Raw genomic sequence first — 25,822 nt, forward strand, 5'->3', positions numbered from 1 at the left:
GACCAGATGGTGACCAGCGAGCCCGCCTCCCGCGGCGCGCGGAGGCTGTTGACGTCGGCGGCCCGGTCGTTGCGGACCGCCGACCCGGTAGATGTCCTCGGCAACTACCTGGACGAGTCGCTGTCGCTGCCCAGGGGCGCGGCCGCCTACCGTCGCCCGCACGTGTTCGAGACCCGGTTCGCCGAACGCAGTCCCCGCTCGCTGTCGCTCGACCTCAGCCCGAGCGACCCGTACGCCGATCAGGCGGCCCGGGTCAGCGGGACGACCCAGGCGATGCGCCAGGTGGTCGGCGGCAGCTTCGGGTCGCAGGCGCTGTCGTGGCTCGACGGCCGCAGCGAACCGTTGCGGTACGGCAGCGACGACGCGTGGTTCACGTCGTCCTTCGACGAGAGTGGTGTCCGCGAGAGCCAGGTGACCTATGCGTGGGGGCCGCAGACTACCGACTCGCTGGCCGGCCCGATTCACGAGACGGTCAGCGCTGCCTTGGACGCGATGCCCGCACTGCGCCCCGCGTTCACGACTGTGCGGTGCGGGCGCAGCTACGGCAGCCAGGAACTCGTCTTCGCGGTCGACGGTGCGTTGCGGCTGGCGGACCTGCGGCCGCTGATGGACCGCTTCGGACTCGGCAAGCAGCACGCCCGGCTGGTGAACGCGCTGGCCTTCGTGCTCGGAGCGCGCTTCGTCCTGCCGCCGTCGACGACGCTGTTGTGTCTGCGGCCGGCGCCGGCCGGGATGGAGCTACGGCTCGACGTCGACCTCGAAGCGATTCCCGACATCCCACCGAACGTGGCGTCGCTGCTGCAGCTGCAACTCGTCGAACGGCCGCAGGGGTTGGCGGCGCTGGAGAACTGGGTCACGGCGATGACGCCGTCGGGCTGTGTGTCCCCCGGGGAGTTGTCGGTGCTGTCGGTCGTCGTACGGCCTGATCTCGGGCCGCGGCTGGCGATCCAAATGCGGCCGAGTGTGCTGGTCGAGGCTGAGCCGATTGACGTTGTACCGGTGGAAGCTGTGCCGGTTGCGGCCGGTGTCCGGCGGACCTCGTCGCCCTGGGACCCACGGCCATGACCGCCGTGCTCCAGGGCGCTGCGCGACCGACGATCCCGCTCGTACGGCAAGAGGTCCGGGAGGTCCTCGAACAGAGCCCGACGTTCAAGGCGCTGCCGGAGCAGAAGCGGCGCGACCTGGCCCACGACATGGTCAACATCGGCCAGTACCTCGCCGACGCGGGCGGTGAGACGTACGGCGTACCGCTGGCTGCCGCTGTCGCGCAGGACGCGCCGCGAGCACTCGCGGACACGCCGCCCGTCGACACGGCCGGTCAGAAGTTCGCCGACCAGGGCGGTGGCGTCGCGGCGCAGGCCGGCGCCGACGTACTGGCCGGACTGGTCGCGTCGGTGGACTTCCCGGGCTTCGTGTCCGGGCTGATCCAAGGCGTGTTCCAGGCCATCGTGGACGCGACGATCCAGCAGATGGAGGCCTTCGCGGAGCTGGTCAAGAACGTGTCGAAGAGCGTCGACGAGTACATGAAGGACAACGTCACGCCGAACCAGGCGCGCGATTACCTGGCCGACCGGTACCCCGAGCACCTCCAGGTCGACATCGCCGGCGACCAGCCGAAGGTAGTGCCGCGCGAGGACGCCGACGAGAGCGAGATGCCGGACTTCTTCAAGGACCTCGGGCTCGATTTCCCGGTCGACTCGCTCGACGAGGACGTCACCGAGGAAGTCCTGGTGCCCGCCGCCCGCCAGCAGATGGCGATCGACCGGCAGCGGATGCTGCTGATGATGGTCATGATGGGCATCAACCGGCTGGTCGTCACCGACGGGACGATCAAGGCGGCGGTGATCTTCCAGCTCGACACCACCGACCGGGTCACCCAGACCGCCACCCAGGCGACCGAGTACGACTACCGGCACAAGTCCAACTCGCGCAGCGGCATGTTCTCCGGGTGGTTCTCGCCGTCGTGGACCAGCGAGTCCAAGACCCGCGTCAACGTGACCACGTCCCGCACCGACGAGTCCGAGGCCGCGATCGAGCTGAAGGCGAAGCTGACCGGCGACGTGAGCGTGCGGTTCAAGACCGAGACCTACCCGCTCGACAGCATGACGACGCTGCTCGGCCTGCAGGAGCCGAGTCTGCCGACGACGCAGCCGAGAGAACCGGCCACGCCCTGATGACGCTGGACCTCGCCGTCTCCGTGCTCACCGCCGATCGCGCGGTGCGGCTGGCCGCGCCCGCGGTGGTCGCCGGCGACGATCCGTTCCGGCTCGACGTACCGCCGTTGGTCGATCCGGGGACGGCAGACATCGACGCGGCCGCGCTCGATGCGCTGGCCGGTCTCTACCTGACCGCCGAGCTGGAGCAAACAGGACTGCTCGTCGCCGTGGAGCTGCTGGTCGCGAACCGGGCCTCGCTCGACCTCACGTCCGTGGAGGCCGCCGAGTTGCTGGAGGACGTCGCGTCGGCTGCTCGGGAGTGGCTGCCTGTAGCGGCACGGCAGCAGCTGTTCGCGCGCGTCTTCGGTACGGCGTCTGCTGCGTCTTTCGAGCTGATCAACCGGGACTTCCCGCAGCTCCTCAGCGACCTGTGCTCGGCGATCACGGCGTACGACGAAGCCGAGAGCTGGAACCGGCCGCCGCCGAGTCATCTCCGCAGTCAGATCAGCCGGGCCGTCGGGCGGATGCGCGAGAACCTGGCCCTTCGCCAGTACGGCGCGACGCTCGTCGTCGGCCGCCGGATCACCGAGCAGGTCCGGCGATCGGTCGAGGTGATCAGCCATCCGGGCATCGTCGCGCTGGTCCGCGGGCGGTCGCCGTGGGACGTCGTCCGCGCGACCTGGGAGCCGAACGAGCAACCGGACATCGAAGGGCTGGTCGGGCAGGGGCAGAGCGGTCAGGTCGTGATCGCGTGGACCGGCACGCCGGCCGACGTACCGCCGCAGCAGGTGCGCGACGCGGCCGCGACCTGGTTGCTGCACGCGGGCCTCGAACAGACCTGGGCTGCGTGAGATGGCTGAGCGGACCGTGCCACTTCCGGCGCCGTACGACGCGGCGCCGGGTGTCGACGGGCTGCATCCGCTGGGCGTCACGCGGGATCTGGTGCGGCGGGAGGTCCGGGCGCTGCTCGACGGGTCGGCTGCCTTTCGGAACTTGCCCGATCCGGACCGGATCTCGCTGGAGCACAACCTGAGCAAGATCGCCGGGTACGCCGCCGAGTGCGTCCGCGACGACTGGGCCACGAGCCGGCAGCTCGGCCAGACGCCTGTGCTGGTGGAACGTCCTGCTCGGGACGGCGTACAAGCATTAGCTGCTTCTGAGGATTTTGCCCCGGCAGCCGCGGATCAGATTGCGCGCGTGACCGCGGCGACGTTGCGGGCGATCTCGTTCCCGGACTTCGTGGCGGACCTGATCCGCGGGACCTTCACCGCGATCGTGGACAGCTCGATCCAGCAGATGGAGGCCTACACGCGGCTGCTGGAGAACGTGAGCAAGACCGTCGACCAGTTCATGGTCGACAACATCACCGACAACCAGGCGCGCGACTGGCTGGTCGCGACCTATCCAGCGCAGATCCGGCTGTCCGACGACAAGCCTCCAGTACTCGTTGCCCAGGAGGGCGCTGACGACGCACCGGCTCCGTCGTGGCGCGAGTCCTTGCTGCTGACCGACGACGTCTCCCCCGGCGACGAGGACGCGTACGAGTCGGTCCTGCTCCCCGCCGCTCGCCGCAAGCTCGCCCAGAACCGGCTGCAGACCTTGTCGACGCTCGTCCTGATGGGGATGAACAGGATCCTCGTCACCGCCGGGAAGATCCGTGCGTCGATGGACTTCCACATCGACACGACCGACCGGGCCGCGCAACAGCACGCCTCCGACTTCGACTTCCACACCGGAGCGTCCGGCTCGGTCGGCTTCGGCCCGTGGTCGGTCGCCGCGACGATGTCCGTCGGGTACGTGACGTCGAGCCGATCGCAGTCCCTCAGCGAGCTCAACGTCGCCGCGGACCTGACCGGCGAGGTCGAGATCCACTTCCGCGCCGACGCCATCCCGCTCGAACGCTTCGCCCCCGGCGCCCAGGTCGACACCATCCGCTCGAACACCGCGGTCCCCACCGCCAACGAACCCTCCTGGGGCTCGGACATCGCACCCCGTACGCCGATCACCCACACCGAAGCCCCCGCCATCGCGCCCCTCCGCCCAGCCCCCACCGCCCCACCAACGCCCACACCACCCCCCACGCCGCAAGCAGGTTCGACTCCTGTCGCCGAAGGGGCGGAGGTTGCCGCATGACTACCGCCGCCCTTCCGGGCCCCTTCGCGACCGCACCCGATCCCGATGGGGTGCACGTCTCGCACGCTGTCGAGAACCTCGTTGTCCCGCAGGTGCAAGCCCTGCTGCGCAGCAGTCCGGCGTACTACCAAATCTCCCCCGAGCTCCGGCAGAACCTCGAGCACGACCTCGGCAAGGTCGCGTCGTACAGCGCTGCCCTCCTCGACGACGGTTTCGGTCAGGCGCGACGCCTCGGCCAGACCCCCGTCCTCCGTCGCCAGACCCGCCGCGCCACCACTCCTTGGGCCCGCGCCGCAGCGAACGAGAACACCGCGTTCGCACCCCGCGCCGTCGACCAGGTCGCGCGGATCACCGAGGAGACGCTCGGCGCGATCGACTTCCCGCGCTTCGTCTCCGACCTCATCCGCGGCACCTTCAACGCGATCGTGAACGCCTCGATCCAGCAGATGGAGGCGTACGGCGAACTGCTGGCCAACGTCGCGAAGACCGTCGACCAGTTCATGTCCGACAACATCACCGACAACCAGGCCCGCGACTACCTCGCCTCGAAGTACCCCGGCCACATCGCCGTCGACACCACCGGCCAGAGCCCGCAGGCGAAGATCCGCGAAGGAGCTGACGACCTGCCCGCCCCGGACCTCCAGACCGACCTCGGCGTACCGCCCGACACCCGGATCGACGAGGACACCGTCGAGCAGGTCCTGGTGCCCGCCGCCCGCCGGCAGCTCGCGCAGAACCGCCACCAGGTGCTGTCGACGATGGTGCTGATGGGGATCAACCGGATCGTCGTCACCAGCGGCCGGGTGCGCGCCAAGCTCGACTTCCACATCGACGCCCACGACACCGGGCAGGCCGAGAACGCCACCCAGTTCGACTTCAAGCACGAGAACCAGGCGGCGGCCGGCTGGTTCGGTTTCGGCAACGCCTCCCAGCGCACCAGCGTCGCGTACGTCCAGACCGCCAAGCAGGTGGCCAGCGACGACATCAACGTCGCCGTCGACCTGTCCGGCGAGCTCGACCTGAAGTTCGAGAGCGACGTATTCCCGCTGGAGCGGTTCGCCGACTCCGGCGTCATCGGCCAGATCCAGGCCGCCACCCCGAACCCGGCCGCGAACCCGGCATCGACCCCGGCTCCCCCACGCACCTGAGCCGACCGAGAAGGAGACACCATGCCCACCCTGACCCACCCCATCGTCGTCATCGACCCCGGGCACGGGGGAAGTCAGGACGTGGCCGGTTCCACCGCGGACCACCTGTTCGGCGCGGGGGTCTCCGAGAAGACCGCGACGCTCGACCTGGCCCGGCGCGTCCGCGACCGGTTGGGCGGGTCGGCGACCGTGCTGCTCACCCGCGACAGCGACACGAACCTGTCGCTGGGCAGCCGGGCCGGGTTCGCCCGCATGGTTGAGGCGGACTACTTCGTCTCCCTGCACTTCAACGGTCACCCCGATCCGTCGTACGACTCGACCGAGGTGTTCGTCAGCCGGCAGTCGACCGACGGCGATCGCCTGCTGGCCCAGGAGCTGCACCGGTCGATCACCGCGGCCATCGGTACGACGGCCGGCGGCGTGCTCGCGGCCGACCTCGGCGTCGTCGTCCGGGACCGGCACGCGTCGGCGACGAACGTCGCGCTGCTGGAGATCTGCGACCTCACCAACAGCACCCGCGCGGGGTCGGCGACGAACCCGGCCTTCCTGGACACACTGGCCGCGGCCGTCTGCGCCGCGATCCAGGCCCGGCTCGCCGTCGCGGGCAACGGCGTCGCCCCACTGGGACTCGTGCGGGCGCAGGACCTCGACACCGACGTACGCGGCGTACTGGAACTGATCCGGGTGCGCGCCCAGGTCAAAGCCACAGCGGGCAGGCACTTCGCCGACACCGACCGCTTCGTTCAGGTTCTCCGCTCGCGCTACCTGGACCGCTATCTCGCATCGCCCTCGCCGATCACCGGCCTCGAGGCGATCGCCAGGATCGGCGCGCAGAACACCTCAGGCGTCGTGACGACGATCTGCGGTACGCCGGACCGCTGGGAGCAGATGACGCCGGCCCTCAACAGCATCCGCGTGCCCGGTCTGTCCGACGTACCGGGACTGGCCGGTCTGCTCGACGACGTCGGCGCCGCGACCGCCGTACTGACCGTCGCGAACCGGCGCGAGCTCGACCACATCGACGGCCCGTTCCTGCTCGGCCGCCACGACGTCGACGGTCTCGACTGCGCCGCTCGCTCCAACGCCGCGCTCGACCCGGACCTTGCTGGAGGCAACGACATCAACGAGAGCCAGCTGATGCACTGGGCGACCGGCGTGAAGTACCACGACTGGTCCGACGAACGCATCCGCGACCTGTTCGTCGCCTACGAGCTGTGGCACCTGGAGCTGTGGGACGTCTTCGGCCGCGACCCGATCAACGACCTGATCGCCGAGGACGCCGGGTGGCACCTGGCCCGGTCGCTGCGCAACGGAACGGTCGGCCCGCAGAACCTGCTCGACGAGCTCGACCGGTGCTTCCGGGACGCGCGGGCGTGGGTCGGCGGGCTGCTCACCCTGCGCCGCGATCAGCTCGACGCGCAGATCCTCGCCGAGACTCCACCGACCGCGCACATCCACTGGACCGGCGACGCGATCGACGCGTCGCAGTTCAACCATCCGTACCGCGCGCCGAGCGTCCGCCAGCTGCTGCGCGACGGCCGACCGGTCGACGAGGTCCTGCAGTCGCGGCTGGTCGACAACTACGCCGCCGTGTACGCGCTGATCTTCGAGGCCGAGACCAACCCGCAGCACGTGTCCGGCCTGCAGCGGCTGATGGCTTCCGGCGATCTCGACTGGGCCTTCCGCCGGTTCGGTGAGCCGGGCGGAACGACCACCTCAGGCCTGGGCGTTGCCCGGGTCAGGTCGCTCGACGAATCCGGTCCGCTCAGCGACGAGGAGTGGACCTGGGTCGAGTCCTGGCAGGCCCGCGGGGTGGTCGGCATCGACCGGCTCATCGCCGACCCGGCCGCGAACGCACGCCTGGTCGCCGGAGCGATCTTCTGCGGCCGCCACATCGTCTCGCCGTCGGAGAACGCCGACCCGCTGCTCTGCGTCGATCCCGCCGTCACCGCCGCGGACCCGCGCGCGCAGGCACTGATCCCGCACGTCACCGCGCGCGGCCCGATCATCGACTGGCCGAGCGTCCCCTCGACCGAACGACTCCGGTACGTCGTCGCCCGGTTGGTCGACGGCTACGGATACCCCGTCAACGGCGCGGCCGGCATCGTCGGCAACCTCACCGCGGAGTCGGAGGTCGTTCCGAGCCGGCTCGAGGGCAGCGCGCTGCTGACCCCGATGCGATCCCTGGACTTCGCCAACAAGTCGCAGGACTGGGAGCCGGCCCAGGTGATGAACCGCGACGAAGCCGCCAAGCAAGGACCACTGAAGCCGGGAGTCGGTCTGGCGCAGTGGACCTGGGCACCTCGACGCCGTGGGCTGTTCGCGCACCGGTACGGCAACCGGCCGGCCGGCACTGGCATCCTGTTCGACCTGGACGCCCAGATCGACTACCTGGTGACCGAACTGCGGACCAGCTACGCCGCTGTCGAGGCCGTCGTGATGAACCCGGCCGTGACGGTCGACGCCGCGAGCGACGAGGTCGTCTACAGCTTCGAGACGCCGGGATCGGTGCTCGACGCGCACCGCGACCCGCTGCCGCGCGCCGATCCCGCCGTACAGGCTGTGTTCGCGGAGCGCAGGGCGATGTCGCAACGCGCCAAGACGGCGTACGAGGGCTGACGACCGGCCATTGCGACCGGCGGGACCCGGCGCGATACTGACCAGGTCAGTAATTCCCTGCGGGGGTACCTCGGACAGCTGCCCGAGGTGTGGCAGGGGGGAGCCACCGTGCTAGGTACCGCTACGTCCCACGGGGCACATCCAGTGACGGTGTGCCTGTTCGACGGGCCCGTCGTCACGTACGGCGGGGAGACGTGGGACGCGCCCGAAGTCTCCCAACGTCTGCTCGCACTCGTCTGCCTGCACCGGCGGCGGATGGACCGGCGCACCATCGCGCGCACCCTGTGGCCGGACCTGTCGGACCGCCTAGCCTCGTCCAGACTCCGCACCGCCCTGTGGCGCCTGCGATCCAGCGGACTGGGCCTGCTGACCGCCAATCGCAGCGCGGTCGTCCTCGACCCGTCGATCCGCGTCGACGTCCAGGTCGCCTGCGCCTGGGCCGGCCGACTCATCGACGGCTCCGCCACCACCGAGGACCTCCGCTGGTGGCACGCCGACCGCGAGGTCTTCGAGCTCCTCCCCGGCTGGCAGGACGAATGGGTCGTCTTCGACCGCGAACGCGTCCGCCAACGCATGCTCCACGGCCTGGAAGCCCTCTCCACCCGCCTGATCGAAGAAGACCGGGCCCCCGAAGCCGTCGAACCGGCCCTCGCCGCCGTCCGCGTCGAACCCTTACGCGAAAGCGCCCAGCGCACCCTCGCCCAGGTCCACCTCCACGAAGGCAACATCGTCGAGGCCCGCCGCGCCTACGACCGCTACCGCCGCCTCCTCCACCACGAAATAGGCCTGGAGCCCCGCTTCAGCCTCACCCAGCTGGAGCCCACTCCTTCACGCCTCCGAGGACGCCTCCGCTAGCTGCCCCGCGTCCTCGTCACCTTCGTCAGGTGAGCTGAGTTCTTCGGGCTGCCAGGCTTCGGCTTCGGTGGCGGTGGCGGGTTTCGGTTTGTAGACCCAGTGCCAGGCCTCGGTTGCGTAGGGACCGAAGTCGAAACGGTGGGCGTTGGCCACCAGCCACTTGTGGAACCAGGAGTTGGGGCCGATCTTGCCGAGTGGATGGCCTGTTTCGGCGGTGCCGAAGTCGACGGCGAGCCCGTCCTGGTGGTTGCTGTAGCCCGGTGCGGCGATGCACTTCTTCATCAGCCTCGCCAGCAAGTCCACTGCCGCGGGACCATGAGGGTCCTGGTCCCCACGCTGCTTCTTGGTCGCAGCGTAGTAGTGCGGAAAGCCCTTCGCCCCTCCGTGGCCCTTGCCCTGCCAGATGGCCCACTGCTCGTCGGCTGATCGATAGGCGCTCGTGATGCCGATTGCCACGCGCGGCGGGCCCTCGGCCGCGAGTGCCGCTTCGGCCGCATCCAGCAGCGCCTTCACTTGCTCCGCGGCAGGTTTCAGAGCCCGGTGCCTGCCCACGATCTTTCCCAGGGCGGAATCGGGCAGTGTGTCGACGAAGCCGCCGTCCGACTGTTTAACCTGGCGGTCGTACACCGCTCGCATGAAGACCATCAGCTCGTCGGTCGCCTCGCCGCGCCCGTACCAGCGCAGGCCGGCCGACGAGATTCCGGTCCGTCCGGTGGTTGCGGGGGCGCTAGCCGGGGCCGTCGCGAGTCGTTGCAGGATCGGTCGCACGATCGTGTTCCTGACGGTGATCCAGTCCTGCTGCAGGTCCCGCTCGTGCGGGAGGATCTTGCGGCCCAGCACCTCTGGATGCCGGAAGTAGAAGATGACGTTGGTCAGATCGTTCTCGCTCCGGTGACCGGCCGGGCCCAGCAGCGCGACCGCGGCGGCGTACGAGCCCTTGCCCAGCGCCTCGATCGCCGCGACCGGGACGCGGAAGAACGCGGAGATCGGGTGCTCCGCCTCGCCTTCGACCACCGAGGCTTCCGGTGAATCGTCCTGAAGCTGCTCCGCCTCGTCCAGCTCCTCGGCCTCGTCTCCGTAGCCAGTCTCGTCCTCGTACCCGGCTGGCTCTCGTCCACCGTTCCCCGGCTCGAGCTGGGCGTGCAGCAGCTCGAAGACCTCCAGCTCCCGGTCCGGCACCTCGCGCTCGCCGAGACCACCGTCCTCACCGACGTACTCGGACGCGAGCACCCCTGGCCGGAACAGCGAGTCGGCCGCCGCCGTCGGCCCTTCCAGCGAGAATGTCTGGCTCATCTCATCGCCCCAACCAGCTCCGGACCAGCGCCATCAGGTCCTTGTCGAGAAAGACACCACGGTTGGCCGTGATGGTGACCTGACCGGTGTCGGCGTTCACGACCCGGTTGGCGTTGACGTGGACGCCGACGAGTGCGCGACGGCCGCTGGTGAAGCGGATCCAGACCGGCGACCCGCTCTGCCCCGGCGAGGTGTCGGCCGTGTACAGGATGGTCCCGGGCAGCCCGGCGCTGAAGCTCGCACTGCCGAAGTGCGACCACATCGTGTTGGCCTGCTGCTCGCGGCTCCAGCCCTTCGCGGGATCGCACTGCTCGCCGTCGCACTTGTCGCCGGGGAACCCGCACACCGTCACCGGCCGCCCACCGAGGAATCCACTGTCCAGCGGCGAGAAGTCGGTCAGAGCTCCATCGGTGGTACTCCCCCAATGCCCGACCCGTACGCCGGCGAGTGCGCGCGGCCGGAGCGTGGACACGTCGGACTCCAAGGTGACGAGGGCTACGTCGAACCTGCTACCCGGGCGGGGCTGCTGGAGGTAGCGGCTGCTGACCGTGAAAGCCGTCGCCTTGAACCGCCCGAACGGCAGGACTGATCCATTGCGGGCCGGCGCGACGTACACCGTGTCAGGCCGCTCGCCGCGGGCGTCGTAGATGTTGTGAGCGGCGGTCAGCACCTGGCGGGGTCCGACCAGCAGACCCGACCCACGCGACAACGTGCTGCCGCGGGTGACATCGAGCGAGCAGACCCAGCGGAACGGGACCTGCAGAGTGTCCCGGATCCGGACCCGCTCGTCCGGCGGGATCACCTCGTGGTCCGGCTGCCCGGCCGCCGGACTGAACCACTCGGTGACGAACGGCGAGCGCATGACGCCGCTACCCCCGGCCGTTCTGCGCGGCCAGGATCGGAGTCGCGGAGGCCGTGCCGGTCAGTGACGAGGACGGCAGCAGGAGGCTGGGCGCAGCTGGATCGGGCAGCCGCAACGGCTGCGCTTGGGTGCCTGGCGGCCGGTCCTTCACGCGTTCGCCGGTGGCCGACTGCCAGAGGTCGATGATGCGGTTCATGTCCTGCAGCAAGGTCTGGTTGGTCCCGAGGTTCAGGTACAGCAGCTCGGCCTGGGCGCCGGTGGAGAACACGTTGAGCTCGATCGCGCGCAACAGCCCGGACATCAGGTCGGCAAGCTCGAAGAGCTCACGGGACCTGGCCGCCGGCGTCATGCCGACCTTGGCCGCGATCTTCTCCAGCCGCTCGGCCGGTCCCGGCCCACGGGCGTCGAGGTCGACGACGATCGGGGAGTCGGTGTCCAGCGTCGCGTGGAAGTAGCTGAGGTACGACACATAGGCGAACTCCTCGCGGGCCAGCATCCCGCCGCGTCGCCGCATCGCCATCATGTCCCGCAACGTCGTGCACAGGAACGCGACGTACTCGCGGTCGGTGGCCTTGGGTCCGATGCCGTTGCTGGCGTTCTCGAAGCCGAGCCAGACCTGGCGGAGCAGCTCGCTCCACTTCTCGCGGAACCCGCTGTTGACCCCTCCTCCGGTGTCCTGCTTCCACGCCTCGGCCGGCGTACCGGGGCGGGCCCAGCGGGACGGGATCGGATGCGGCGGCTCGAGCCCGAACATCCGCCAGTACGCGTTGCGCCGGTTGATTCGCTGGTCCGGACGCATCTCGCTGACGACGCCCTGGATCGAGTACAGCGGAGGGTCGCGGAAGAAGAGCTCCTCGGTCGTCCGCAGCCAGCGGGTCGAGGCGAGCGAGACCGGATTGAGCGTCTCGCCGACGGCGAAGCGGCGAACGATCTCCGCCATCACCTCGACGATCCCCGTGCACTCCAGCAGGTAGGCGTAGATCAGGTGGTCGGCGATCAACCCGGGAGCGGCGGTGAACTCGAACGGCTTGCCGGAGAAGGTCTCGACCGTTCCGGCCTCGATCCCCGACGGCAGTGGGACTGACGCACCCGCGGCCGGCAGTGGCAGGTCGATGGCGGTGCCGATGTTCAGGTCGCCGAGCGCCGGTGTCGAGGGTGACGGCGGATCGATGCCGATGACCGGCACGGTCGCGCCGGCCGCCCAGGCCTCGTCGAGCCATCGGCTCAGCTGGAGGGGATGGATGTCGAACAACAGCTCGGGCGTGGGCAGGAAACGGGCCAGGTTGCGGAACATGATGTCCTCTCAGACCGCAGCCAGGCGCGGGCCCAGCCGGACGGGGTAGTCGTCGTCGCGCCGCAGCTCCAGGCGGACGATGGGTTTGTCGTTGGTCACCGTCGTCAGCACGAAATCCACGTCGCCGGAACGGCTCCGGTCGACACCGCCGGGAAGGTCGACAACCTCCGCCGGCGGCCCGGCGGAGGTGAAGACCGCCAGCTTGGCCGCGACCTCCGGCACGGCGAAGACCGTGATGGTGGAGTGCGGATCGTTCTTCGGCAGCGCAGCACGCTTGGCCCGGAACACGAAGGTCGAAGCCGGATCGGGTGGACGGCGGTCCCGTCCCATGAGTTCCCGAACAGCGAGGTAGTCGAGGCGGCTGGACGCGACCTCGATCGGCACCTCGGTGGCCAGGGATCGCGACGCCGGATCCTTGAGGGCCTTCTCGATCGCCCGCAGCGCGTCCAGCAGCTCGTCGAACGGGACAGGTGGGGTGCTGCCGTCAGTGGCCACGATGGGTTCCTCTCAGGCGTAACGATCAGATGGGTTTCGGCGAAGGCAGGGGCGCGAGGCGGGCCAGCCAGTCGTGCAGGCGCGCCGTGCGTTCCGTTGCCGCGGACGGGTCGAGCGGTTGGTCGGACGTGAGCAGGGCGAGGATCCGCAGCGACTCGTTCCGGGCCAGGAACGTCGACGTGAGCAGCGAGTCGGCCGACGTACGGCGGAGTTCCTGCAACGCCGACGGCGACACGCGGCCCGGATCCGCGACGGAGCTGAGCGGGCGCCCACCGAAGGACCGGTAGCTGCGATCCGTGCACGCCTCGGCGATCGCCGCGAGCATCGGAAGACTCGCACTCGCGATCTGGGCGTCCGGGTCGTCCGAAGCACGTGGGTCGTGCCGGGCCTGCCAGGTGTCGGCCAGGTCGCTCCAGGGCCCTGCCGTACCGAACCAGTTCCGGCAGAGCTGCACGTTGAACATCACTCGGATCCAGGACGGCGGGTGCGGGTCGCCGGGCCTCACCCTGTGCACCGTCGAGGTCGGTCCGTCCACCACGTTGGCCAGGGCCGGTATCGGCGACCATCCCGCCAGCGCGAACGCGCCGACGTCGGCGGCGAGCTCAGTGGCCCACGAGCTCCACAGGCTCGCCAGGACCACGGATCGCGGTGCGACGATCGACCGCAGTACGTCGCGCAGCTCAACGTTCCAGCCGCACAAGTGCGCGACCTGGTGGGTGGTCTCGTGCACCAGGGCGGTCGGGTGGGCCAGGTTGTGCCGGGTGATCTTGATCGCCGCCACCGGCGACAGCCCGCCCCGGTCCCACAGCTGGATCCCGGCTCGCAGGACGGCTGCGCCGAGTCCCTTGTCCGGATAGGTCAGCGCCGGCGGCGTCTCGATGCCCAGTGGTCGGAGCAGCGCGTCCATCGCGTCGACGGCGATCGTGTCCAGCCCACGCAGGACCGCCCCCAGTCGTGGAGTGGTCCGCTGCTGGACGGCGTCGCCGTACCACTCGACGGTGGCTTCGACTTCCAGGTAGCGCTGCCGCAGACGCAGGAGCGAAGACCGCGACTGTCCCAGCGGTGCGCCGCCGTCGATCCGGGCAGCGAGGACCTCGCCTTCTGCCGCGAGCGCGCGGATGGACGAGACCAGTCGCTCGCGCAGGCGGAACCGCAGGTAGTCCTCGAGCTGGGCCCACGCCTCCGGCGCGGCGACCGCATCGAGATCGGCGAGGCCGGCGATCGCCCCGCGCCAGTGGGCGACCTCCGACTGCACCTGCCGGCGTTGGGCTCCTTCAGTCGTCATGAGCCCCTGGCCTGATGGTCAAGGTGGGCGTTTCGGGCATCCCGGACGCCAGTGCCGCGGCGTCGGCGAAGGGGAACGCGAAGGTCAGCGTCAGGCCCGGCTTGGGATCCTTCGCGGCCGCGCTCAGCGCCTCCTGAGATGTCGGCAGCTCCTTGGCCAGTTGCGTCTTGACCTGCTCCAGCACCTGTACGGCGAGCTGCCGGCCACGGGCGGCGGCTGTCGGCGTACCGCGCCCCAGCAACGTCGCCAGCCGGTGTGCGACGTGATCGAGCACGCGTGGTCCGAGCAACCGCGCGGTGAGGGCCACGACGTCGGCTTGGTTGCCGCGAGCAAGCATCGTGGCGACCTGGGCAGCCAGCCGTTCACCGAGCCGCAGGTGAACACGTAGCTCGGGCTGGGCTTGCTGCGCCCGAAGCCGCACGTGCACTCGTGGCCTGCGGCGGACGATCTGCCGGCCCGGCACGACCAGCCGGGCGTAGCGCCTGGTGATCGGTCCACCGGGGACGATCCGGGTGCCCAGAGCAGAGCGCCCGAGGAGCAGTGCGGCGTTGCGCGGGCTCAGCTCCTCGAACTCGGCGGTGCTGGTGTCGGCGCCCTCGCCGGCTGCCAGATGGCCGAGCCGGGTTCCGACCATGGACTCGAAGAGCTCGACCTCGGCCGACACCGGCCAGCTGGAGACGCCCGCGTCGAGCAGCCGTTCCTCCAGCGTCTCCGGACCGGGCAGTTCGATGCTGCTCGCCTGCGGCCTGGTGATCTGTACGTCGTACCGGCGGGCGGACCTGCGATAGCGGCGGTGCTTGGTACGACGGGGCATGGCGATCCACGGCCCGGTGCCGCCGTCGGTCTCGTAGCCGGTCAGGTCGTCGCGGAGCAACTCCTGCGGCAGATGGTGAACGGCGGCCGCGGCGAGCGCCTCCTGCAACTCCGCCTCGAACCTGAGCGGCTCCTCCAGCGCTTCCGGAGGCAGGCTGACGACGCGCGTGATGGTCTCCTCGAGCGTGCTCACCAGGGCTTCGGTGCCAAGCAGTTCGGGCGCCTCGGCCTCCAAGGACAGCAGCCGCAGACCCGTGTCGGCGATGCGTGGAGCCAGCGCCTTCGCTGCCTCCGGGCCGATGTAGCCCTGGATCAAACCGGCCAGCTGGCGGGCGAGGAAGTTCTTGATCCGCTCCCGGCCGACGATCCGAACGCCGGTCCTGATCAGCGGCATCGCGGCCATCACCACGGGAATGAACTGCTCCAGCTGCGCGGTCGGCGGCTGCCCGGGCTCGGCCTGGGCGAGTTGGTGAGCGAGGGTCTCGCGCGCCTCGTCGAGTGCCGCGATCGCGCTCTGCGCCGAAACCGGCGTCTCCTGGTCGAACTCGTGCAGCAGCTCGGTCTGATCCGATTCCGAGGGGGCGAACAGCAGTTCGGCGTACTGGCGGTCGAAGTCCTCGCTCAGGTTCGGGTCGGCTTCGAATTCGGATTCGGCTTCGGACAGGCCGAGTTTGCTCGCGAGTTGCGTGGCCGGGGCGCGAAGAGGGACCGGTAAGCGGTTGATCGCTTTGCCGAGCACCCGCTGGAGCAGCGGCCGGACCAGCTTGCGCAGTACGGCGAACACCGGACCCATCGGGATGAGTTTGGTCAATCCGGCGACCGCACCCTTGGCCACCGATTTCGCGACGCTGAACGCCTTCTTGACCAAGCCGCCGAACAACTGCTCACTGAGCGACTCCGGGTCACCGGAGTACTCGGCCAGGAGGGCCTGTGCCTCGTCGTCCGTGACGGAGTCGACGCGACGGTTCCGGTAGCGGGTCTCGAGCTCACCCAGAGCACGATCGACGCTCTCGGCGAGCGTCTGCACGAACCCGTCGACCTCCGCGACCGCAACCGCCTCGCTCTGCTGGTCGTCCGGCCAGCGGGCGGCCGCCATCAGATGACGGCCGGCGACCTCGTCGACGAGTGACTCGATCGTCTCCCGGAACGCTTCGTCGTCGAGCTCGGCCACCAGCGTCTCGAGGTCGCGTGAACCACCGTCCTCGTACTCCGTCGCGGACGACAGTCCACCGGCGAACGGCGACCGCAAGGCGATCCCCGGGGCCGCCGGATACTCCGGTGCGGCCGGGTCCTGCCAGCTCAGACCACCGCCGGCGAAAGGACCGGTCTCGGTCTCGATCGTGGACATGGGCACTCCGATCAGTCATCTTGTCGCGGAGCCTAGGAAGCGGTTGTCTGTCCGTCCGCCTCTCGATCGTCATCGCACCGTGTGCGCGGCCGTCGTACCGGATCCGGCGGTACGACGGGTGCGGCCTGGTCGACGGTTCGCAGCCAGCTCTCGAAGTGCCGGCACGCCGCCTCGACCGTCGCCTCCACCGGACCCGGACGACGGTCGTCGGTGGTGAAACGGATCTTGAGCCCGTCGCGGTCACGCCAGACGCGGACGATCATCGTGTGCCACAGCTGCTCGGTCATCGCGGGCCAACAGTGCGCCGCCACCGTCCACCGGACTGTCGTCGTGGCGTCTGCGCAGGAGTCGCCGGACTGTCAATCGCACCGAACGACGGCACGTTGACGGTGCGGAGACGGCCGGCTGATAGGCACAGGGAGTCGGCAAATCCCGGGGGGCAACCATGACGACGACGACTGTGCGCGCGCCGGCCGGCGCAGCGCACCCCAGCATCAGATTGCTGGGCGCTTTCGCTGTCAGGGTGGACGATCGGTGGGTCGCCCTGCCCAGCAACGGCCAGCGGGTCCTGGGGTTCCTGGCGGTCAGAGGCTTCGAGCAGCGGCGGGACACGGTCGCGACGCATCTGTGGCCGGCCGCGGCGCCGGAGCGGGCGATGTCCAACCTGCGCACCGCGTTGTGGCGGGTGCGCCAGGCCCACCCCGCGATCCTACGCACGTGCCGGGACTCGGTTCGTCTCGACGACGACGTCGATGTCGACTACGACCGGCTGACGACGCAGGCGCGTGAACTCATCGCCGAGGACGGACCAGGCGACGACATCGTCGGTGCGCTCCAACCCGATCGGCTCGAGGCCGATCTGCTGCCGGGGTGGGACGAGGAGTGGCTCCTGATCGAGCGCGAACGGTACCGCCAGCTGCGGATCCATGCCCTGGAGACGTTGAGCGGTCTGCTCACGACCCGCGGCCTGTTCGCCCGGGCGATCGACGCGGCCTGTGCGGCGATCCGGGTCGAACCGCTGCACGAGACCGCCCACGCCGCTCTGATCACGGCGCACCTTGCCGAAGGCAACCGTACTGAGGCGATCAGGCACTTCCGCACCTACGCGCGTCAACTCGTCGACGAGACCGGTCTGACTCCCTCCACCCGCCTCACCACGCTGATCTCGTCAGAGCTGAGCCAGTAGGACCTTCCTGGTCGGCAGAACTCAGGGGCGCGGCGGCCAGTCGTTGATGTCGGGGGGTGAGAATCCGACCCGGCGGACGAACCAGTACCAGGAGAAGGCGTCGGTGACGGCGTTCGGCGGGTTGCGGTGGACGGCGCGTTCCAGGTGCATCCAGGACTCTGGGAAGCTGGTGTCCGGGGCGTTCTTGAGCGCGGGGAACAGTGCCTTGATGCTGCGGTGGGCGCTGTTGCGGTGGGCTCCCCAGACTCCGCTCATCGCGCGGTGCACCCCGGCGTACTGGATCGCCTTATAGCTAAGGCAAAGCTGGCCAAGGCTGTTGCGCGGCCGGGTGTCACCGGGGACCACGCGCGCGGCCAGGCTGTGCAGGTGCTGGTACAGGTCCCAGGTCATGTTGTAGTGGCCGCCGGGTCCGTCGTCCTTGCCGTTGCCGCGCAGGCCGTTGCGCGCCTTCAGGTACGACGCGATCTGCGCGCGGGCCTCGGGCGAGGTGTCCCGGTCCCCCTTCGCCACGGCGTGGATGTGGTACGGCCAGTTGCCCTGGTCCGGCGTCCGCAGCCAGGCGGCGAACCCCACCATCCGCAGGGCGACGACCGCTCGTCCCCGGCGGGCCGCGGTGAGGTCCCTGGCGCGGAGATCCACCACGCCTCCGCCGTCGTGGGTGCCGGCCGACTTGGCCTCGCCGCCCTTGTTGTACGAGCCCTGGGTGACGACGAACGAGAAGTCGGCGATCTGCTCGGCCGCCTCGATCATCGCCCAGGTCCGCCGGCTGACGTTCGTCCGTCCGCGATGCGCGAACGGGAAGTCCTCCTGCCAGGCCATCAGCTCTCGACCTCCTTCGGGTAGTCGACGCCGTCCCCGGTGTCCGGTCCGGGCGGCGCCTCGACCTGGTCGTCCTCGACGTACTCGGTCTCTTCGAGCACCGGCAGCAGGTCGTCGTCGTCCGGCTGGTCCGGCGGAGGTTGCAGTGGTTCGTTGATCTCGACCACCTCGACGTCCTCGACCGGTACGGCGCTCCCGTCGCTCCCGGGTCCGGACGGTGGCGCCGGCGGGACCGCCGGTGGCGGACTGCTCTGCGGCGTGGGCGTGGTCACCTCGCCGCCGGGCAGCCCTTCGAGCAGGTCCTGCGCCTTGCGGTCGATCAGCCGGGTGAACGCCTGCTGGGCGAACCCGAACACCAGCGCGTACGCCAGGATCTGCCCCTGCGAGTCGAGCACCGACAGCCCGGGGACGAACTTTCCCTGGATCGCCACCAGCGCGAGGATCGCGGTGAACGCACCGAGCGGGATCTTCAGGAACGCCAGCGCGACCGGTACGTCGTACGGCGTGGACGTCCCCTTCAGGTGCCGGACCGACAGCGCCGCCGACATCGCGCCACCGAGCGATCCCAGCATCGCCACCACCACGACGTCGGCACCGACCGGTACGACGCCCGCGCCGGCCCGGGTCGGGCAGTTCAGGCCCACCACCCGTGACACGCCCTCGGCCGTGGTCTCCTCGTTGGGGAAGCACAGCGGGATCCAGTCGGGCCGGCGCGAGACGACGACCACGGCGATCACGACCAGGACGAAAACGCACATCGCCGAGATCAGCGCGACGTTGCGGAAGTTCCGCAGCCGGGCGTGCTCGAGGTCCAGCTGCTCGTAGCTGTTGTCGATCAGGCGCCGCAGGCCCGGCCGGATCCACTCGACCGGTCCGGGGCCGCTCAGCTTGGCCGGCCACTGCTCGGCCGCCACCAGCTGCGCGTCGTCGCGACGCAGTGCGCGACGACCTCTCGCCAGGGCGACCGGCACCTCGGCCCGAAGCTCGGCCTCGTCCATCAGGTCGACCATCTGCGCGCGGGCCGAGTGCAGGTTGTGGAACGCGATGTCGACCAGCGTGCCGCGCCACCAGTTCCCCCAGCGGCGCGGCATCGGGTCGTAGCGGAACGCCGCGGCGCGCGCGTTCTCCGCGAGCTCGGCGACTCCCGCCGCGGCCGCGGTCTGCGCCGGACTCAGGTCACCGGCCCGCGCGACGTTCAGCCGGATCAGCAGGTTGTCGGCCTCGACCGCCACCCGCTGCACCCAGATCCGCCGCCGCGGCCGTACTTCTCTCAATTCCTGCATCACGAAACATCCCCCACCCCGGGCCCCGTGTACTCACCCCGATTCCGAAGCTACCGGGCTCGCGGCAACAAATCATCACCTCGGAGCGAACGACCGCAATTTCTGTTCGGCGCCGTCAAACAAACACCTGTTGAATGCATCGCCGATGCAGCCTCCGGCGCATCGGGTCGTCGATTCCGGAATGCCGTCGAAAGCCGCAACAAAGCACCCCCACAACGGCTCCCGGCAGGTCTTGCCGGTACGGCGGGACCGGCCTACGTTGCCCAGGAGGGCCTGTTCAGAACGACATCTGGCCCGGGGACGCTTTCTCTGCCTCAGCCGGGTCTTGTCGCCCGGCCCTCGGCGCTCCCGCGAGAGCAGCTCGCGGAGCTGCCGCGACGCGCAGGGGGAATTCAGATGGCTGACAGCACGCAGAAACCGCCGCGCCCACTCGACCTCACGAAGTTGACCGAGGCCTTGGCGCACGCAGGCGATCCGTGGGAGATGGCCTACACCTCGATCACCGCGCTGACGGAGGAGGAACGGCTGATCCGTCTCGGCGTACCGCCGCGTCCCGAGCTGGAGGTGACCGCTGAGGCCGACGCTGCGGCGGCGAACGCCGCGAAGGCCGAGAGCATCGGCGCGCCCACCGCGTTCGACGTCCGGGCCGTGGCCGGGGTCGACTACGACACTCCCGTCAAGGATCAGGGCGGATGCGGTTCGTGCGTGGCCTTCGGCTCTGCCGCCGCGACCGAGGTTGTGCTGCGGTACACGCACCGTACGACGATGCCGGTGGATCTGTCCGAGGCGCAGTTGTTCTACATCTACGCCCGGTCCGAAGGACGCAACTGCGGCAACGGCTGGTGGCCCGATCGCGCGCTCACCCACGCGAAGGCGACCGGCGTGACGTTCGAGGACTACTACCCGTACACCGCGGGCGACCAGGACGGCGCCGGCCAGATCAACGCGGACTGGCCCAACCGGGTGGCCAAGGTCGTCGACTGGGCCAACATCTCGGGCAACGCCCTGCAGATGAAGCAGGACATCTCGCAGTACGGCGCCGTGACCGCCTGCTTCAACGTCTACCGCGACTTCTTCAGCTACCGGACCGGCGTCTACCGCCACGTCACCGGCGATCTCGCCGGCGGCCACTGCGTCGTGCTGATCGGGTACGACGACGCGCAGTCGTGCTGGATCGCCAGGAACAGCTGGGGCCTCGGCTGGGGCGACTCGGGCTACTTCCGGATCGCGTACGGCGAGTGCGGCATCGAGTCGTACCAGACCTGCGCCGTCCGCGGCGTGAACCTGTCGGCCTGGTTGCCGAACCAGCAGATCACCGGCCTGTGGTCCAACGAGCTCGACGCGAACATCTGGGCGTACGGCGCGCAGCGCGGGTGGCTGAAGCTCGACAGCACCTCGCCCGTCACGTCGCACGCGATGATGTCCGAGCTCGCCGCCGCCAAGGCCCTCGGCCGGCCCGTCGGGTTGTTCGAGGAATCCGGCACCGTCAAGCAGATCTACGCATGGTGAGGAGCCGACCATGACCACCACGAACCACAAGGAAGGACCGGCCGGACCGGTCTTCGCACCACCGGCGAGCGTCGCCTCCGACACCGCGGGCATCACCGGGCCCGCGGTCACCGAGGAGCAACTCGCCTCCCTGGTGCAGTCGATGGAGACTGCCGCCGTACCGACCCTGATGCCTCCGACGGCCGGCCAGCTGGCGACCGCCGAAGGCGCCGAAGCCGCCTGGCACACGAACAAGCGGATCGACGCCCTGTGGTCCATCGACCAGGCCCGCAACGCCTGGATCCACATCGTGGATCTCGGCTGGCGACGGCTCTACAACGGCCGTGACGGCGCGTTCCAGGCCCTCACCTCGCTGGCCGGCCAGGCCCGGCAGACCAACAGCATCGTCCACCTGCGCGAAGAACCCGACGGCATGATCTACGAGATCTATCTCTGGTAGACCCCCGAAGACGACGGCCCGGCGAACTCGCCGGGCCGTTCTCGGTTCAGCCGACCTGAACCGTCAGGCGCCGCTCGTCTACCGACCGCGTCTCCCACTCCCGCGCCAGCCGCAGGCCGACTGCCCACTCGCCCGCCTGCTCGGCCCGCAGCACGAAGACATGGTCCGTGCTGTGCCCAGGCTCTTCCCGGCCGCGATCCTCGTACCGGTCCCCCACCCGCACCAGGCCACTGCCCAGGTCGACCAACGACCAGACGTGACCTGTGGTCGCCTCGGGCAACCGGATCACGACGGTGTCCCCGACGGCCGCGGTCACCACGTCGCCAGAACCGGCATCGATCTCAGCCATCGTCGCCTCAGCTCCTCACCACAGACACTCTAGGCCCGTGCCGACGGCGCTCTGGGAAAAACATCTGCCGATCGGCGTATCAGATGCGGCCTCAGCGTCTCCGAGTCTGCGAGGGACCCATTCGGGGGGAGGGTCCGGGGCGCTGACGTGGCACGAAGTCCGTGGGAGGGAGGGACTTCGCGCCACGTCGGCGATAGTGTCCGTGCACGACGACAAGGAGGGCCGCGAATGCGCGACGATCCGGCCGTCATCCGTCTGGTCACCGGCGCCCGCGACGGCGACCGTGGGGCCTGGGACGACCTGGTGGAGCGGTACGCACCGCTGGTCTGGACGATCTGCCGGCGCTTCGGGCTGACGCCCGCGGACATCGACGACGTCGGCCAGAGTGTGTGGCTGCTGCTGGTCGAGCACCTGCCCGGCCTGCGCGAACCGGCTGCCCTGCCGGGATGGATCGCGACCACGACCCGCCACGAGTGTCTCCGGGTGGTGCGCGTCGGTCAGCGGACCGAGCCGGCCGACCCCGTCGAGCTGCTCTCGGCCACGCCGTACGACGCCGCGCCGTACAAGCAAGCCCCGCTCGACGAGGAGATCCTGCTGCACGAGCGCCGCACGACGGTCCGGGCTGCCTTCGGGCAGCTGTCACCGCGGTGCCGGCTGCTGCTCTCGATGCTCGTGCAGGACCCGCCGGCGGTCTACCGCGAGATCAGCGACAAGTTGCACATGCCCGTCGGCAGCATCGGCCCCAACCGGGCCCGCTGCCTGGATCGGTTGCGCCAGACCCCTGCACTGGCCGCACTGATCGGATTTCCCAACGAGCGCCCCATCGAGGACGGAGGTGAGCAGCATGACTAGCCAGTGGTGGACCGACGACGACCAGCTGCTCGAGGTTCTGCAGGATGCCTTGGCGAGCGCGAACGACGTGCCGCCCAGTCTCGTCGCGGCCGGCAAAGCGGTGTACGCCTGGCGCACGATCGACGCCGAGCTCGCAGCACTCACCTACGACTCCGCGTGGGAGAGCGGCGCCATGGATGTGACCCGAGCAGCGGAGAGCGCGGCCCTTCGGCGACTGACGTTCGCCTCGGACCTGGTGAGCATCGAGCTCGAACTGACCCCGGACGAGCTGCTGGGTCAGCTCAGTCCTCCGCAAGGCGGCACGGTGACTCTGGTCGCCGGCTCCGACGACCTCGGGACGACCTCCGTCGACGAGTTCGGGTTCTTCGTGATCCGGCCGGTGCCGAGCCGTCCGTTCCGCATCACCTGCCGTACCGACTCCGGTACGACGGTGACGACAGGGCTGGTGTCCCCCTGACAGTGGCTCAGGCTCCGAGGGTGATGAACGACTGCGCGGCCGTCCGCGCGAAACGGCTGCCGCCTGCCGAAGCCCGGCTCGCGGCGAGCGCTTCGGCGAGTTCGTCGCCGGCCCGCAGCCGGGCGTGCAGCTCGAGCATCAACGGCACGGTCCCCGGATCGTTCACCGGTACGACGCTCGCAACGACTCCGGCCGACCCGAGCGCGGCCAGGGCACTGACCAGGCCGAGCAACTCGTCCGCACCACTTGGGCTGCCGACCGCCGAGCTGCAACTCGACAGCACCACGCGATGCGGAGCCCGGCGCAATCGTTCCAGGTCGTACACCGTGAGCGGTCCGTCATCCAGCTGGAGCGCCGAGAACAAGGGGCTGTCGGCACGGAACGTCCCGTGCGCCGCCACATGGACGAGGGCCGCGCCGTCGATCGCCTCCAGCACGGCCTCGGCCGTCGCAGCGCCGTCGCTCAGCACCACCGCATCCGGGTACAGGTCCGCGAGCCGTCGTACCTCCTCATGTCCCGTCGACAACTTCGGACCGCCGATCAGTACGACGCGATCGGTCGCCGGCGGTACGGCCTTGCGGGCGCGCAACCATGCGGCCGCGGAAGGAGCGACCGACGTCGGCCGATCCCGCAAGGACGGCAGCAGACTCCACGGAACCGCGTGCAGCCGACCAGTCGGTACGACGACCACCGGGCCGTCCTGCAGATGCCTGACCGCCGATCCGAGCAGCAGCGTCTCCAGCCGAGCCCCGATGGCGTCCATGTCGAGCTGGTCCGTGCCGCGCCCGGACGCCTCGCGGCGCAGGGCGAACAACGCGTGGGACAAGCGATGAGTCGCCAGCGCGGTCGGGCCGACCAGGTCGAGGTGCACGCGTCCGCGCGCGACGACGATCGCGTACAACTGGTCGTCGACCTCGGCGAGCTCGATCAAGCTGCGCGCGCCGAGGTGATCGAGCAGGTCGGCGCTGCGGAACTGGTCGGGCCGGTTGCCGACGGTCCCAGGAGCGAGCAGCGCGCGACGGCGTACGGACGATTCGAGCCGACGGCGTTCGCGCTGCAAGGGCCCGGCTCCAGGCCCGTGGTCATGGCTGGCCTCCAGCCTCTGGGTCAGACCGCGCAGCGTGGCGAGGTCGGCGACGAGACCGTCGTCCTCCTGCGGCCGGACCGGTGGGATCGCGAGCACGGTGGCGCGCCAGCGTTCGCTCCACTCGAGGACCTGGCGAGCGTTGTGGCGTCGTACGGCGTACCGCAGGGCGATCGCGGCGAGCTCGGAACCCTGCGCGGTGGCCAGCACTCGCAGCTCGGTCGCACCGAGGGTGCGCAGGTAGACCTCGATCAGGCTGAGTCCCTGGCGGCAGGCGGCCAGCATCGCGCGCGACCGGCCTTCACCTTGGCGGAGCGTGGCCTGGGCGAGCCAGCCGGCGCCGCGGGCCCGGAGTCCGCGGTTCCGGGCGGCGGCCGCGATCGTGAGGTGTTGCCCGGCCGTGACCGGATCCGTTCGTGCGAAGGCGAGTCGGCCCGTCAGCAGGTGCGCTTCGGTGGCGAGGTCCGGGTCGAGCTGGTCCAGCTCGGCGCTGACTCGTTGCCCGGTACGCAGCAGCTTGATGGTCCGGTCGCCACCGGCGTACCGCGACTGCAGCAGGGCAAGCTCTGCGCGGGCCGCCCACCAGGGACGCTGCTGGCGGCGGAACAACTTCAAGGCGGCGCGGCCGCGACTCTCGGCCACGTCCATCGCGCCGGTCGCGTTGGCCGCCAGAGCCGCGCAGTACAAGAGTTCCGCGCGACGTGCGTCCGAGCCGCGCTGCTGCTCGATCCGGTCGAGCGCGCTGTCGATCTCGGTGAGCGCGTCGCGCGTCAGACCGGCCGCGAGCAGCACGAAGCACTTGTTGGCGTACAGGTCCGGCTCCAGGATGCCGAGCTCTTCTTCGACCACCCGCTGCGCGTCGCCGAGGTACCGCAGGGCCGTCGGCAGGTCGCCGCGAGCGAAGGCCGCGGCACCACGGGCCTGCCGGGTGTCGGCGTACTCGGCGATCTGGCCGCGGCTCGAGAACAGCTCCTCGCTGCGGGCGTAGTCCTGGTCAGCGCGCTCGATCGCGCCCATCGCGAGCAGCACCATCGCTCGGTGGGTCAGCGCGCGGGCCTCCCACACCAGGTCGCCGGCATCGCTCAGCAGCGCGACCGCTTGCTCGGCGTCGGCGAGCGCTTCGTCGTACCGGCCGAGCACAGCGCCGCGCACCCAGGCACGGCGGATCAAGATCCGGCCGGCGTGCACCCCGGTGCGGCCCGGCACGATCGCGTCGAGCATCGCTACCCCGCGATCGGTCTGGCCGGCCATCACCAGCGCGACGCCGAGACTCGCCTGGATGTCCGCCTCGCGATCGGGATCGGCCGCGCGGCGGGCATAGCGGTACGCCGACTTGAGCTCGACCACCGCCTCCTGGATGTCACCGAAGTCTCGGGCCACCACGCCCACCGCCTGATGGGCCGCCGCGGCCTCGGCGTCGGACGGCGAACTGGCCAGTACCTCACGCGCGATCCGCAGCGCATCAGTGGGTCGCGACAGCGCGAGTGCCTGCAAGTCGTCGATGTCCACGGCCACAGGCCGCCCTCCCCTCACCGGACGTCCT

23 protein-coding genes are annotated in these 25,822 nt (G+C 70.0%); 12 read left to right on the forward strand and 11 right to left on the reverse strand.

Annotation, left to right across the window (positions count from 1 at the left end; genetic code table 11):
• The first annotated feature begins 6 nt into the window (after positions 1 to 6).
• The 7 genes from ACYVIO_RS34370 to ACYVIO_RS34400 all read left to right on the forward strand — a co-directional run bounded on the left by ACYVIO_RS34370 (position 7) and on the right by ACYVIO_RS34400 (position 8,911).
• Positions 7 to 1,065 carry a hypothetical protein gene (locus tag ACYVIO_RS34370; protein ID WP_460655124.1) on the forward strand — a complete coding sequence of 353 codons (1,059 nt, stop codon included), beginning with the start codon at positions 7 to 9 and terminating at the stop codon, positions 1,063 to 1,065.
• Entirely contained in the window at positions 1,062 to 2,174 is a 1,113-nt protein-coding gene (locus tag ACYVIO_RS34375) for a hypothetical protein (protein ID WP_460655125.1), read from the forward strand. The genes ACYVIO_RS34370 and ACYVIO_RS34375 overlap by 4 nt, the downstream gene beginning before the upstream one ends.
• Positions 2,174 to 3,007: a hypothetical protein gene (locus ACYVIO_RS34380; protein ID WP_460655126.1), complete on the forward strand. Its 834-nt coding sequence runs from the start codon at positions 2,174 to 2,176 to the stop codon at positions 3,005 to 3,007. The genes ACYVIO_RS34375 and ACYVIO_RS34380 overlap by 1 nt, the downstream gene beginning before the upstream one ends.
• A gap of 1 nt (position 3,008) precedes the next feature.
• The gene (locus tag ACYVIO_RS34385; protein WP_460655127.1) at positions 3,009 to 4,289 is read left to right on the forward strand and encodes a hypothetical protein; all 1,281 of its coding nucleotides are present in this window, start codon (positions 3,009 to 3,011) and stop codon (positions 4,287 to 4,289) included.
• Entirely contained in the window at positions 4,286 to 5,437 is a 1,152-nt protein-coding gene (locus ACYVIO_RS34390; RefSeq protein WP_460655128.1) for a hypothetical protein, read from the forward strand. Before ACYVIO_RS34385 ends, ACYVIO_RS34390 begins: the two co-directional genes overlap by 4 nt.
• A gap of 21 nt (positions 5,438 to 5,458) precedes the next feature.
• Positions 5,459 to 8,056 carry a phage tail tip lysozyme gene (locus ACYVIO_RS34395; RefSeq protein ID WP_460655129.1) on the forward strand — a complete coding sequence of 866 codons (2,598 nt, stop codon included), beginning with the start codon at positions 5,459 to 5,461 and terminating at the stop codon, positions 8,054 to 8,056.
• A 150-nt stretch (positions 8,057 to 8,206) separates the two neighbouring features.
• Positions 8,207 to 8,911 (forward strand): AfsR/SARP family transcriptional regulator, encoded by a 705-nt coding sequence (locus ACYVIO_RS34400; RefSeq protein ID WP_460655130.1) that lies wholly within the window; start codon positions 8,207 to 8,209, stop codon positions 8,909 to 8,911.
• Here the strand turns inward: ACYVIO_RS34400 and ACYVIO_RS34405 are convergent.
• The 7 genes from ACYVIO_RS34405 to ACYVIO_RS34435 are packed head-to-tail and all read right to left on the reverse strand — an operon-like array spanning position 8,885 to position 16,588.
• Positions 8,885 to 10,204: a D-alanyl-D-alanine carboxypeptidase family protein gene (locus ACYVIO_RS34405; RefSeq protein ID WP_460655131.1), complete on the reverse strand. Its 1,320-nt coding sequence runs from the start codon at positions 10,202 to 10,204 to the stop codon at positions 8,885 to 8,887. The genes ACYVIO_RS34400 and ACYVIO_RS34405 overlap by 27 nt on opposite strands.
• A 1-nt stretch (position 10,205) precedes the next feature.
• Positions 10,206 to 11,066: a trypsin-like serine peptidase gene (locus ACYVIO_RS34410; protein WP_460655132.1), complete on the reverse strand. Its 861-nt coding sequence runs from the start codon at positions 11,064 to 11,066 to the stop codon at positions 10,206 to 10,208.
• 7 nt (positions 11,067 to 11,073) lie between these two features.
• Positions 11,074 to 12,360, reverse strand: a complete 1,287-nt coding sequence (locus tag ACYVIO_RS34415; RefSeq protein WP_460655133.1) for a hypothetical protein — start codon at positions 12,358 to 12,360, stop codon at positions 11,074 to 11,076.
• 9 nt (positions 12,361 to 12,369) lie between these two features.
• On the reverse strand, positions 12,370 to 12,855 hold the full coding sequence (locus ACYVIO_RS34420; protein WP_460655134.1) for a hypothetical protein: 486 nt from the start codon (positions 12,853 to 12,855) through the stop codon (positions 12,370 to 12,372).
• A gap of 25 nt (positions 12,856 to 12,880) precedes the next feature.
• Complete coding sequence (locus ACYVIO_RS34425) at positions 12,881 to 14,140, reverse strand: hypothetical protein (RefSeq protein WP_460655135.1); 1,260 nt, start codon at positions 14,138 to 14,140, stop codon at positions 12,881 to 12,883.
• Positions 14,130 to 16,301 (reverse strand): hypothetical protein, encoded by a 2,172-nt coding sequence (locus ACYVIO_RS34430; RefSeq protein WP_460655136.1) that lies wholly within the window; start codon positions 16,299 to 16,301, stop codon positions 14,130 to 14,132. The genes ACYVIO_RS34425 and ACYVIO_RS34430 overlap by 11 nt, the downstream gene beginning before the upstream one ends.
• Positions 16,302 to 16,333: 32 nt before the next feature.
• The gene (locus ACYVIO_RS34435) at positions 16,334 to 16,588 is read right to left on the reverse strand and encodes a hypothetical protein (RefSeq protein WP_460655137.1); all 255 of its coding nucleotides are present in this window, start codon (positions 16,586 to 16,588) and stop codon (positions 16,334 to 16,336) included.
• A 236-nt stretch (positions 16,589 to 16,824) separates the two neighbouring features.
• Here ACYVIO_RS34435 and ACYVIO_RS34440 point away from each other — a divergent pair, with 236 nt between their 5' ends.
• Positions 16,825 to 17,487, forward strand: coding sequence for an AfsR/SARP family transcriptional regulator (locus ACYVIO_RS34440; RefSeq protein WP_460655138.1), 663 nt, complete (start codon positions 16,825 to 16,827; stop codon positions 17,485 to 17,487).
• Between the two features lie 21 nt (positions 17,488 to 17,508).
• Here ACYVIO_RS34440 and ACYVIO_RS34445 read toward each other — a convergent pair whose 3' ends face one another.
• Both ACYVIO_RS34445 and ACYVIO_RS34450 read right to left on the reverse strand, forming a co-directional pair.
• Positions 17,509 to 18,306, reverse strand: a complete 798-nt coding sequence (locus tag ACYVIO_RS34445; protein ID WP_460655139.1) for a hypothetical protein — start codon at positions 18,304 to 18,306, stop codon at positions 17,509 to 17,511.
• Positions 18,306 to 19,589, reverse strand: a complete 1,284-nt coding sequence (locus ACYVIO_RS34450) for a hypothetical protein (RefSeq protein WP_460655140.1) — start codon at positions 19,587 to 19,589, stop codon at positions 18,306 to 18,308. The genes ACYVIO_RS34445 and ACYVIO_RS34450 overlap by 1 nt, the downstream gene beginning before the upstream one ends.
• Positions 19,590 to 19,985: 396 nt before the next feature.
• On the opposite strand from ACYVIO_RS34450, the gene ACYVIO_RS34455 reads away from it, so the two are divergent.
• The gene (locus ACYVIO_RS34455) at positions 19,986 to 21,098 is read left to right on the forward strand and encodes a C1 family peptidase (protein ID WP_460655141.1); all 1,113 of its coding nucleotides are present in this window, start codon (positions 19,986 to 19,988) and stop codon (positions 21,096 to 21,098) included.
• Positions 21,099 to 21,108: 10 nt separating this feature from the next.
• Positions 21,109 to 21,537: a hypothetical protein gene (locus ACYVIO_RS34460; protein WP_460655142.1), complete on the forward strand. Its 429-nt coding sequence runs from the start codon at positions 21,109 to 21,111 to the stop codon at positions 21,535 to 21,537.
• Positions 21,538 to 21,583: 46 nt separating this feature from the next.
• On the opposite strand, the gene ACYVIO_RS34465 is transcribed toward ACYVIO_RS34460, so the two are convergent.
• Positions 21,584 to 21,886, reverse strand: a complete 303-nt coding sequence (locus ACYVIO_RS34465) for a protease inhibitor I42 family protein (protein WP_460655143.1) — start codon at positions 21,884 to 21,886, stop codon at positions 21,584 to 21,586.
• A gap of 228 nt (positions 21,887 to 22,114) precedes the next feature.
• Between ACYVIO_RS34465 and ACYVIO_RS34470 the strand changes: the two genes are divergently transcribed.
• Positions 22,115 to 22,738 (forward strand): RNA polymerase sigma factor, encoded by a 624-nt coding sequence (locus tag ACYVIO_RS34470; RefSeq protein WP_460655144.1) that lies wholly within the window; start codon positions 22,115 to 22,117, stop codon positions 22,736 to 22,738.
• On the forward strand, positions 22,731 to 23,195 hold the full coding sequence (locus tag ACYVIO_RS34475; protein ID WP_460655145.1) for a hypothetical protein: 465 nt from the start codon (positions 22,731 to 22,733) through the stop codon (positions 23,193 to 23,195). The genes ACYVIO_RS34470 and ACYVIO_RS34475 overlap by 8 nt, the downstream gene beginning before the upstream one ends.
• 7 nt (positions 23,196 to 23,202) lie before the next feature.
• Here ACYVIO_RS34475 and ACYVIO_RS34480 read toward each other — a convergent pair whose 3' ends face one another.
• Positions 23,203 to 25,788, reverse strand: coding sequence for a CHAT domain-containing protein (locus ACYVIO_RS34480; RefSeq protein WP_460655146.1), 2,586 nt, complete (start codon positions 25,786 to 25,788; stop codon positions 23,203 to 23,205).
• Between the last annotated feature and the right edge of the window lie 34 nt (positions 25,789 to 25,822).

It is taken from the genome of Kribbella endophytica, assembly GCF_054781295.1.

Excerpts from the sequence above, each read along its gene's own strand:
- ACYVIO_RS34370 (WP_460655124.1), top strand. The coding sequence starts at position 7 with ATGGTGACCAGCGAGCCCGCCTCCCGCGGCGCGCGGAGGCTGTTGACG.
- ACYVIO_RS34375 (WP_460655125.1), top strand. The coding sequence starts at position 1,062 with ATGACCGCCGTGCTCCAGGGCGCTGCGCGACCGACGATCCCGCTCGTA.
- ACYVIO_RS34380 (WP_460655126.1), top strand. The coding sequence starts at position 2,174 with ATGACGCTGGACCTCGCCGTCTCCGTGCTCACCGCCGATCGCGCGGTG.
- ACYVIO_RS34385 (WP_460655127.1), top strand. The coding sequence starts at position 3,009 with ATGGCTGAGCGGACCGTGCCACTTCCGGCGCCGTACGACGCGGCGCCG.
- ACYVIO_RS34390 (WP_460655128.1), top strand. The coding sequence starts at position 4,286 with ATGACTACCGCCGCCCTTCCGGGCCCCTTCGCGACCGCACCCGATCCC.
- ACYVIO_RS34395 (WP_460655129.1), top strand. The coding sequence starts at position 5,459 with ATGCCCACCCTGACCCACCCCATCGTCGTCATCGACCCCGGGCACGGG.
- ACYVIO_RS34405 (WP_460655131.1), bottom strand. The coding sequence starts at position 10,204 with ATGAGCCAGACATTCTCGCTGGAAGGGCCGACGGCGGCGGCCGACTCG.
- ACYVIO_RS34410 (WP_460655132.1), bottom strand. The coding sequence starts at position 11,066 with ATGCGCTCGCCGTTCGTCACCGAGTGGTTCAGTCCGGCGGCCGGGCAG.
- ACYVIO_RS34415 (WP_460655133.1), bottom strand. The coding sequence starts at position 12,360 with ATGTTCCGCAACCTGGCCCGTTTCCTGCCCACGCCCGAGCTGTTGTTC.
- ACYVIO_RS34425 (WP_460655135.1), bottom strand. The coding sequence starts at position 14,140 with ATGACGACTGAAGGAGCCCAACGCCGGCAGGTGCAGTCGGAGGTCGCC.
- ACYVIO_RS34430 (WP_460655136.1), bottom strand. The coding sequence starts at position 16,301 with ATGTCCACGATCGAGACCGAGACCGGTCCTTTCGCCGGCGGTGGTCTG.
- ACYVIO_RS34435 (WP_460655137.1), bottom strand. The coding sequence starts at position 16,588 with ATGACCGAGCAGCTGTGGCACACGATGATCGTCCGCGTCTGGCGTGAC.
- ACYVIO_RS34445 (WP_460655139.1), bottom strand. The coding sequence starts at position 18,306 with ATGGCCTGGCAGGAGGACTTCCCGTTCGCGCATCGCGGACGGACGAAC.
- ACYVIO_RS34450 (WP_460655140.1), bottom strand. The coding sequence starts at position 19,589 with ATGCAGGAATTGAGAGAAGTACGGCCGCGGCGGCGGATCTGGGTGCAG.
- ACYVIO_RS34455 (WP_460655141.1), top strand. The coding sequence starts at position 19,986 with ATGGCTGACAGCACGCAGAAACCGCCGCGCCCACTCGACCTCACGAAG.
- ACYVIO_RS34460 (WP_460655142.1), top strand. The coding sequence starts at position 21,109 with ATGACCACCACGAACCACAAGGAAGGACCGGCCGGACCGGTCTTCGCA.
- ACYVIO_RS34465 (WP_460655143.1), bottom strand. The coding sequence starts at position 21,886 with ATGGCTGAGATCGATGCCGGTTCTGGCGACGTGGTGACCGCGGCCGTC.
- ACYVIO_RS34470 (WP_460655144.1), top strand. The coding sequence starts at position 22,115 with ATGCGCGACGATCCGGCCGTCATCCGTCTGGTCACCGGCGCCCGCGAC.
- ACYVIO_RS34475 (WP_460655145.1), top strand. The coding sequence starts at position 22,731 with ATGACTAGCCAGTGGTGGACCGACGACGACCAGCTGCTCGAGGTTCTG.